We start from the raw sequence: 8,378 nt of genomic DNA on the forward strand, positions 1-8,378 counted from the left end.
GCGGTGACGTCGCCCATCTCATGCGCGATGACAGCTGCAAGCTCGGCCGAATCATTGGCCAGCGCCAGGAGGCCGCGCGTGATGTAGAGATAGCCGCCCGGCAGCGCGAAGGCATTGACATTGGGCGAATTCAAAATGGTGATGCGATAGGTCTGTGTCGGGTTGGCGGACACCACCGTCAAACTACCGACCACCTTGGCGACCATGCGCTCGAGCTTGGGATCGGAATATTCGCCGCCATAGGTCGCCAGGATGCGCGGATGCTGCGCCCTGGCCAATTCGGCGAGCTTGTTGTTGGCGCCGACATTGTCCACCGTGATCGGCTTGTCGGAAGGCTGGAAGCCGGATTCCTGAACCTCCGGCGGCGTGAACATCTGGCAGCTTGCCAACGCCACGGCAAAGCCGGCCAGCGCGAGAAAGCGCGCCAGCGGTTTCATTCCCAATGTGTTAGCGCCGATCGCCAGAACGGCTTCCTTTCGGGTCCCGGCACATGACATTGAAAATCGGGGACGATCTTCAGAATGTTCACGTGCCATATCTCAAACTGCTGCAGTATCCGCGGCCCATCCCAGGGGCGGGCGCCGGATACTGCAGGCAAATCACGGCCTGTGCCGGACCGGTAGGGCGGACCTAGCCACACTCCCCCGGTCATGGCAAGCAAACGCCACATCGCCTGGAGCCGGTTTGACCGTAAATTATGTCCGCTTCCGGGCAACATCGCGTGATGTGGAATATCCGGCACCCGCGCCGATATAGCGCCGGAACGCCTCCGGACCAGCCCCGGCGAAGAAATCATCAGCCTTGCCGGTGGCGGCGACCAACCCATTGTCGACAAACACCATATGCTCGCCGATGCGGCGTGCATCCTCCGGCTGGTGGGTGACGAACAGCACTGTCATGGCGCGTTCGGCATGAACGGCGGCAACCAGATCCAGCATCTCGTCGCGTAAAGCCGGTCCGAGCGAAGCGAAGGGCTCGTCGAGCAGCAACACCGGTCGGTCGCGCACCAGCACGCGGGCCAGGGCGACGCGCTGGCGTTCGCCCCCGGAGAGCTCGCGCGGCAGGCGTTTCTCCTTGCCCGCAAGACCGGTGCGCGCAAGCGCCTCGGCGACCGCAGCGCGGTCCGCCTCGGTCAGCCGCAGGGATGGCGAGCGGCCGAGCCCGACATTCTGCTCGACGGAAAGATGCGCGAAGAGATTGTTCTCCTGGAACACCATCGACACCGGCCGCGCCGAGGCCGGCTCGGCGCTGACATCGACACCGCCGACCAGCACGCGGCCCGACCGTGGGGTCTCGAAGCCGGCGACCAGATTGAGCAGTGTCGACTTGCCCGAACCGCTCGGCCCCATGATGGCGGTGATCGTCGCCGCGGCAAACTCGACATCGAAAACAAGCGGCGCCTCGCCATAGCTGCCATAGCTGAACGACACTTTGTCCAGCCGCACCGGCGCGCCCTTCGCGAGCCCGTTGGCCGCCTTTTCACGCATCACGGACCTCCTCCCTTCCCAGCCAGTGCGCCGCCACGATCAACGCGAGACAGACGAGGCCGAGCAGCAGTGCGAGGCCGGCGGCATCCTCGGTGCGGTAGCTGCCCATCCGAGCCAGAAGAAGGTAGGGCAATGTCTGCACGGAATCACTGCCGAACAAGGCAATGACACCGAGATCGCCGAGCGACAGCGCCATGGCGAAAGCGAAGGCCGTGGCGAGCGGTCGCCGCAGCGACGGCCAGTCGACCAGCATCAGCCGGTTCCAGCCCGCAATGCCGAGCTGTGCACAGAGCCGTTCGTGACGCTCGCTCGCTGCATCATAGGCGGGACGCACGGCGCGGAGCGCAAACGGCATCGCCATCACCGCGTTGACGGTGACGACCATGACCGGAGCGATGGCGAAGACATCGCCGACATGGCGCAACAACAGGAACCAGCCGGCGCCGACGACGATCGGCGGCACGACCAGGACAAAACCGGCGCCTGTATCGGTGGCGTGTTCGAGCAGTGTCTTTGCGCCGGCACGGCGGTTCAGCGCCAGTGCCCGCCGCGCCATGGTCAGCGCCAGCGACAGCATCACCGAAAGCAGCGCCGACAGGAAGGCGAGCGCCGCACTGGTCAGCGTTGCCTGCCGGACAGTGGCCTCGCCGGCCAAGCGGGCGAGATCGGCACTCAATCCGGCCATCACGGTTGCCGCCATCGGCCCGACAACGAACAGCAGCGCCAGGACGATGAGTAGCGCGTTCAACCAGGTCTCGCTCCGATTGACCGAGAGATAGCGGCGTTGCGCGACCGGCAAATTGGTGTCGCCGACCACATTGGCGCCTAGCCGCGTCAGTGCCAGCACCACGATAAAGGTCAAGGCGATCTGCAGCAGCGTCAGTGCAACGGCCCGTGCGGGATCGAAATCGAAGCGCAGCGCCTGGTAGATGCCGACCTCAAGCGTCGTCGCGGCCGGCCCGCCGCCGAGCGTCAGCACGATCGTGAAGGATGTGATGCAGAGCATGAACACAAGCCCGGCGACGCCGGGCAGTGCGGCGCGCAGCGTTGGCCATTCGATCAGCCGGAACGCCGGCCGGGCCGCCATGCCGAGTTGGCTCGCCAGCCGCCATTGGTCGGCCGGTATGGTCTGCAGCGCCTCGAGGAACAGCCGCGTCGCCAGCGGCAGGTTGAAGAAGACATGGGCGACGAGAATGCCGGACAGGCCATAGATGCCCGGCCAGCTTCCGCCGCCGATAACGGCAAGCACGCCGGCGAAGTAGCCGGCACGGCCATAAAGCGCCAGGATGCCGAGCGCTGCAACGATGGCCGGCAGCGCCAACGGCACGGCGAAGATCTGCAGGATGAAGGCGCGGCCGAAGAAACGTGGATGCCGCGACAGAGCGCGCGCCACAAACAGCCCCGGGATGACCGAAAGCAGCGTCGACAGGACCGCTTGCCAGAGCGTGAAGCGAATGACGCGAAGCAGATAGGGATCGAAGGCTGCCCAGGCGCCCGAGAAATCATGGGCGCCCTCGAAAAGCAGGCCGGCAAACGCGCCGCCGATCAGCAGCGCGATTGCAGCGAGCGCGACAATGCCGGCACTGACGCGGGAATCCGTGGAATGCGCCGGCGCCATCGCGCTGCCTATTTGCTCATCGCCGCCAGCCATTCATCGACCCAGGCCTTGCGGTTGGCGGCGACCTCTTGCGGGCTGAACAGCAAGGTCTTCGTCGGCTTGACCAGTTTGTCGAAGGCCGGATTGAGCGGCTTGTCGGTCTTGCCTGCCGGGAACATCCAGTTGGTCTCGGGGATGGCATCCTGGAATTTCGGCCCGGTCATGAAGGCCATGAACTTGGCCGCCAGCGGATTCTTGGCTCCTGTCGTGGTGATGCCCGCCACCTCGATCTGCAGATACTCGCCCTCCTCGAAGGAGGCCGCCTGGTAGCGCTCCGTGTTCTCGGCGACCATGTGGTAGGCTGGCGACGTCGTGTAGGACAGCACCATCGGCGCCTCGCCCTTGGTGAACAGCCCATAGGCCTCGCTCCAGCCCGGCGTCACGGTCAGCACCTTGGCCTTGAGCTTGGCCCAGGCCTCGGGTGCCTTGTCGCCATAGACCGACTTGACCCAAAGAAGCAGGCCGAGGCCTGGCGTCGAGGTGCGCGGATCCTGGATGACGATCTTGTCGTTGGCACTGCCTTCGATCAGCTCCTTCAGGCTCTTCGGCGGCGTCTTCATCTTCTGCGTGTCGTAGACGACAGCGAAATAGCCGTAGTCGAAGGGGACAAACGTGTCGTCGCTCCAGCCGCCCGGCACACTGACATCCGTCACCGCGCCATGCGGCGCGAACAAGCCTGACGCCTTGGCATCGGCGGTGAGATTGGTATCCAGGCCAAGCACGATATCGGCCTTGGTCGATGTGCCTTCCAATCTGACGCGGTTGAGCAGCGCGACGCCATCGGCGACCGAGACGAAGTCGACGTCGCAGCCGCATTCGGCCTCGAACTCCTTCTTCACCACGGGACCCGGACCCCAGTCGGCGGTGAAACTCTCATAGGTGTAGACGGTGAGCTTGTCCTTGGCCAAGGCGGGCCCGGACAAGGCCACGACCGTTGCTGAAACAAGAGCGTATAAAAGCGTGCGCATCGGCGCCTCCTTCGTTTGAATTGAAAGGAATTGAGGCGTCGGACTGTCCGAAACGTCTAATCCCTCCGCCGGTACAAACCGGATCAGGTTCAGCGGGTTGGCGAGACTGCCTCTCAGCCGGTCCGCGAAGATCGCGTCCGGCACCCCGTTAGAGCGTTTCGACACATAGGCCGGGCCGATCCGCCATGCAAGCGGGAGTTTGCCGCCTTCCGTTTCCCGTGCCGGGCTGGTAAGGGCCACACGATATGAGCACATTCACCATCCTGCTTGGCGGCGATCTCATCCGTACGCCACGGCTCGACCGTCAGGTCAAAGGCTCCCGCGTCATCGCCGCCGACGCCGGCATCGGTCATGCGCGGTTGCTGGGTCTCGTGCCGGAGCTGTGGGTGGGTGATTTCGATTCGGTGCCGGCCAACCTGCCGGACGATCTCGCTTCCGTGCCGCGCCGGACCTTCCCGGCGGAAAAGGACCAGACCGATGGCGAACTTGCCGTCGCCGCGGCACTGGAGCGCGGCGCGACCCGCCTGGTGCTGGCCGGCGCCTTTGGCGGCAAGCGCGCCGACCACGCTTTTCTGCATCTGTCGCTCGCCCTGCGGCTGGCGGAGGCGGGAACGGACGTGCTTTTGACCAGCGGCGCTCAGGAAGGCATCCCCCTGCTGCGCGGAACGGCCGGCTTCGACTATGCCGACGGCACGCTGTTTTCGGTGCTCGGCTTTTCCGAGCTCGACGGCCTGACCGTCACCGGCGCCAAATGGCCGCTCGCTCACGTCAAGGTGGCGTTCGGTTCGTCGCTGACCATTTCCAACGAGGTCAAGTCCGACAAGACCGGGGGCCGCCTCGAAATCGCGCTCGGCCATGGCCGCGCGATGCTGCTCGCTCATCCCTATCCCTTACCTGAAAGCTGACATGGCCCCGCCCCTTCTCAACCTTGATGGGATAAAACTGACCTTCGGCGGCACGCCGCTGCTCGATGGCGCCGCCTTGACGGCTTCGGCCGGCGACAAGATCGCACTGGTCGGCCGCAACGGGTCCGGCAAGTCGACCCTGCTGAAGATCGCCGCCGGCCTGATCGAGCCGCAGGACGGCGAAGTGTTCCGCCAGCCTTCGGCGACCGTCCGCTATTTGCCGCAGATGCCCGACATGGAAGGTTTTGCCACTGTCCGCGCCTATGTCGAGGCCGGGCTTGGCCCCGCCGACGATCCCTACCGCGCCAGCTATCTGATGGAGCATCTCGGCCTGTCGGGTGAGGAACGTCCGAACGACCTGTCGGGCGGCGAGGCGAGGCGCGCCGCCCTTGCCCGCGTCATGGCGCCGGAGCCCGATATCCTGCTGCTCGATGAGCCGACCAACCATCTCGACCTCTCGGTCATCGAATGGCTGGAAGAAGAACTCATCCGCACCTCCTCGGCGCTGATCGTCATCTCGCACGACCGCCGCTTCCTCGAACGCGTGTCGCGCGCCACGGTCTGGCTCGATCGCGGCCAGACCCGCAGGCTGGACAAGGGCTTCGGCCATTTCGAGGAATGGCGCGACCTGGTTCTGGAGGAAGAAGAACGCGAGCAGCACAAGCTCGGTCGCCAGATCGTTCGCGAAGAGCATTGGCTGCGCTACGGCGTGACGGCGCGGCGCAAGCGCAACATGCGCCGGCTCGGCGAGTTGCAGACCATGCGTCAGCGTTTTCGCGGTCATCGCGGGGCCGAAGGGTCGGCGATCATGGTGGCGAGCGACGCCACCGAGTCCGGCAAGCTGGTGATCGAGGCGAAAAACATCGAAAAGAGCTTTGGCGATCTCGCCGTGGTCAAGGCGTTTTCGACCCGCATCCAGCGTGGCGATCGCGTTGGCCTGGTCGGGCCGAACGGCGCCGGCAAGACCACGCTCTTGAAAATGCTGACCGGCGAGATGAAGCCGGACGCCGGCTCGGTGCGGCTCGGCACCAATCTGGAGATCGCCACGCTCGACCAGAAGCGCGAGGCGGTCGACCCGCAGGAGACGCTGGCACAATATCTCACCGATGGGCGCGGCGAAAACCTCGTCATCAATGGCGAGCAGCGCCACGTGGTCTCCTACATGAAGGATTTCCTGTTCAAGCCCGAGCAGGCGCGCACGCCGGTGCGCGAGTTGTCCGGCGGCGAGCGGGCGCGGCTCTTGCTGGCGCGCGTGCTGGCGCGGCCCGCAAACCTTCTGGTGCTCGATGAGCCGACCAACGATCTCGACATGGAGACGCTGGAACTGCTGCAGGAACTGGTCGCCGGTTTCGCCGGCACCGTCATCCTGGTCAGCCACGACCGCGATTTCCTCGACCGCACCGTGACCAGCCTGATCGCGCCGGATGGTGAGGGCCGCTGGATCGAATATGCCGGCGGCTACTCCGACATGCTGGCGCAGCGCGGCGGCACGAAGCTGGACGACCGCAAGGCGCGGGCGAGAGCCGAAAATGGCGAGGCGCCCGCGTCAGGCAAGAGCGAAGCCGCCGCGCCAAAAGGGCCGGCGAAGAAACTGTCGTTCAAGCAGAAATTCGCACTGGAATCCCTGCCGAAGAAAATCGAAGCTGTGATGGCCTCGATCTCGAGGCTGGAGAACAACATCGCCGATCCGGCCTATTACGAGCGCGATCCGGCCTCGTTCCAGAAAACCATCGCCGCCCTCGACAAGGAGCGCGCGACGCTGGCCGCGCTCGAGGAAGAATGGCTGGAACTGGAGATGTTGCGCGAGGAGATGGAGGGGTGAGGAGTGTTTCGGCCGTAGGCCGATCAATCGACGACGATTTGTCGATTGAAGCGACGAACGCCCGGAGCCATAGCGAAGGGGCCGAGCGCCCCTACCTGCAGCTAGAACCGCCTGATTGCCTCCATACAGAAATGCGCATATATTATGCGCATGTTGCGGAGGCTATTATGCGCAAAATTGCCTTGAGTGCGACCCGTCAGCCAGCAAATCTGTCGATCGATTCGAACCTCATGAGGGAAGCCAAGGGACTTGACGTGAATGTCTCGCGCGCTGCGGAGGCCGGCATCGCGGAGGCGGTGGCTGCCGAAAAAACGCGACTGTGGAAGCTTGAGAACCGCGCCACGATGGACGCGTGGAACGACTATATCGAGAAACATGGCATCCCGCTGGAAGAGTACCGGCAGTTCTGATGCCCCGCTATGATGTCTTCGCCGGTCGCATCGAAGGCAGCTATGTGCTCGACGTTCAGTCAGAGCTGCTCGACAATTTCAAGACGCGGGTGGTCGTGCCGCTTCTGCCGGTCGCAATGGTGCCACCGCCGATGCGAAAGCTTCATCCGATTTTTGAGATCAACGGTCGAAAGCTCGTTATGGCAACACACCTGGTTGCCACCGTTTCTGCCAGCGAATTGGGCGAAAGTCGGCTGAACCTGATCAAGCACCACGACGACATCGTCGCTGCGCTCGACATGCTGTTCCAGGGCTTCTGAACGGCGGCTACAGCGTCTCAGCCTGCCGTCTTGGCCTGCCAGGCCTTGATTGCCTCGTCGAACACCTTCTCTCCGGGAATGCCCTTTTCCATGGTCAGCAACGCCCGCCGTCCGGTCTTGTAGACCACCGGCACGTCGATCCAGTCCTGGCCGCGCAACAAGGTCATGTTGGCGTCTTCGTCGGCCTTGGTGTCGTTGAGCGCGACGAGGAAGAAGCCGTCGGCAATCTTGGCCGGAATGCCGATCAGCGGGCTGCCGGCATCCTGCTCCGAAGCCTTCATGGCAACGCGCAGGATGTTGTCGACACCGCCGCCCTCGAAGCCGTCGGGCGTCAGGAAGATCATCTCGATGATATGGCTGGCCGGCAGCGTCTGGTCGGTGTTGCGGCGGATGGTCATGCGCAACTGGATGTCCTTGCCGGGAATGGTCGCCTCAGCGCGGATCGCCGGCTCCGGCGGCAGGTCGCCACCGGGCGATTCCTGCACCAGCGACCAGACGATGTTGCCGGGCTCGGCGGAGCCCTGGGCGGTGCTGGTGCGCTCCTCATAGAAGATCGCCTTCTGGCCGACAGGCAGAGCGGCTTCCGCAGGCGCAGCCGCCGGGGCGGGCGGCGCGGCACCTGCCGGTGCTGGCGGCGTGCCGGCAGCACCGGCCGGCGCTGCAGGCGCTGCTCCGTTGGCAGGCGGCGTTGCGGGGGCGGCATCTGTCGCCGGAGGCGTAGTCGCGGCAGGCGTACCGGCGGCCGGTGCGGAAATCGCCGGTGCGTTCGGGGCCGAGGGCGGGGTGGTCAGCGCCGCGACCGATTCGCCTTCGCCGATGCCGCTTTGGCC

The 8,378-nt window shown here is 64.8% G+C and carries 8 protein-coding genes, 1 pseudogene and 1 riboswitch; of the genes and pseudogenes, 4 read left to right on the forward strand and 5 right to left on the reverse strand.

Annotation, left to right across the window (positions count from 1 at the left end):
- The 4 genes from EOA22_RS17245 to thiB form a co-directional block, all read right to left on the reverse strand.
- Nucleotides 1-374: M48 family metalloprotease (locus EOA22_RS17245; RefSeq protein WP_245478647.1), on the reverse strand; the 374-nt coding region annotated here is incomplete at its 3' end.
- Nucleotides 375-695: 321 nt separating this feature from the next.
- Complete coding sequence (gene thiQ, locus EOA22_RS17250) at nt 696-1,487, reverse strand: thiamine ABC transporter ATP-binding protein (RefSeq protein WP_063169190.1); 792 nt, start codon at nt 1,485-1,487, stop codon at nt 696-698.
- Entirely contained in the window at nt 1,480-3,105 is a 1,626-nt protein-coding gene (gene thiP / locus EOA22_RS17255; protein WP_024502936.1) for a thiamine/thiamine pyrophosphate ABC transporter permease, read from the reverse strand. Before thiP ends, thiQ begins: the two co-directional genes overlap by 8 nt.
- A gap of 8 nt (nt 3,106-3,113) precedes the next feature.
- Nucleotides 3,114-4,112 carry a thiamine ABC transporter substrate binding subunit gene (gene thiB / locus EOA22_RS17260; RefSeq protein ID WP_063169191.1) on the reverse strand — a complete coding sequence of 333 codons (999 nt, stop codon included), beginning with the start codon at nt 4,110-4,112 and terminating at the stop codon, nt 3,114-3,116.
- A 43-nt stretch (nt 4,113-4,155) separates the two neighbouring features.
- Nucleotides 4,156-4,270: riboswitch (TPP riboswitch) on the reverse strand.
- Nucleotides 4,271-4,357: 87 nt separating this feature from the next.
- Between thiB and EOA22_RS17265 the strand changes: the two genes are divergently transcribed.
- The 4 genes from EOA22_RS17265 to EOA22_RS17280 all read left to right on the forward strand — a co-directional run bounded on the left by EOA22_RS17265 (nt 4,358) and on the right by EOA22_RS17280 (nt 7,548).
- Nucleotides 4,358-5,017: a thiamine diphosphokinase gene (locus EOA22_RS17265; protein WP_027162509.1), complete on the forward strand. Its 660-nt coding sequence runs from the start codon at nt 4,358-4,360 to the stop codon at nt 5,015-5,017.
- Nucleotide 5,018: 1 nt separating this feature from the next.
- Entirely contained in the window at nt 5,019-6,839 is a 1,821-nt protein-coding gene (locus tag EOA22_RS17270) for an ABC-F family ATP-binding cassette domain-containing protein (protein WP_127390109.1), read from the forward strand.
- 167 nt (nt 6,840-7,006) lie between these two features.
- Nucleotides 7,007-7,249, forward strand: coding sequence for a type II toxin-antitoxin system CcdA family antitoxin (locus EOA22_RS17275; protein ID WP_063170355.1), 243 nt, complete (start codon nt 7,007-7,009; stop codon nt 7,247-7,249).
- Complete coding sequence (locus EOA22_RS17280; protein WP_063169193.1) at nt 7,249-7,548, forward strand: CcdB family protein; 300 nt, start codon at nt 7,249-7,251, stop codon at nt 7,546-7,548. Before EOA22_RS17275 ends, EOA22_RS17280 begins: the two co-directional genes overlap by 1 nt.
- 17 nt (nt 7,549-7,565) lie before the next feature.
- Here EOA22_RS17280 and EOA22_RS17285 read toward each other — a convergent pair.
- Nucleotides 7,566-8,378, reverse strand: a pseudogene (locus EOA22_RS17285) (hypothetical protein); the annotation flags it as partial.

Origin of the sequence: Mesorhizobium sp. M7A.F.Ca.US.014.04.1.1 (assembly GCF_003998745.1) — a bacterium.
Lineage (GTDB): Bacteria > Pseudomonadota > Alphaproteobacteria > Rhizobiales > Rhizobiaceae > Mesorhizobium > Mesorhizobium ciceri.

Coding starts and splice junctions, on each gene's coding strand:
- thiQ (WP_063169190.1), bottom strand. CDS start 1,487: ATGCGTGAAAAGGCGGCCAACGGGCTCGCGAAGGGCGCGCCGGTGCGG.
- thiP (WP_024502936.1), bottom strand. CDS start 3,105: ATGGCGCCGGCGCATTCCACGGATTCCCGCGTCAGTGCCGGCATTGTC.
- thiB (WP_063169191.1), bottom strand. CDS start 4,112: ATGCGCACGCTTTTATACGCTCTTGTTTCAGCAACGGTCGTGGCCTTG.
- EOA22_RS17265 (WP_027162509.1), top strand. CDS start 4,358: ATGAGCACATTCACCATCCTGCTTGGCGGCGATCTCATCCGTACGCCA.
- EOA22_RS17270 (WP_127390109.1), top strand. CDS start 5,019: ATGGCCCCGCCCCTTCTCAACCTTGATGGGATAAAACTGACCTTCGGC.
- EOA22_RS17275 (WP_063170355.1), top strand. CDS start 7,007: ATGCGCAAAATTGCCTTGAGTGCGACCCGTCAGCCAGCAAATCTGTCG.
- EOA22_RS17280 (WP_063169193.1), top strand. CDS start 7,249: ATGCCCCGCTATGATGTCTTCGCCGGTCGCATCGAAGGCAGCTATGTG.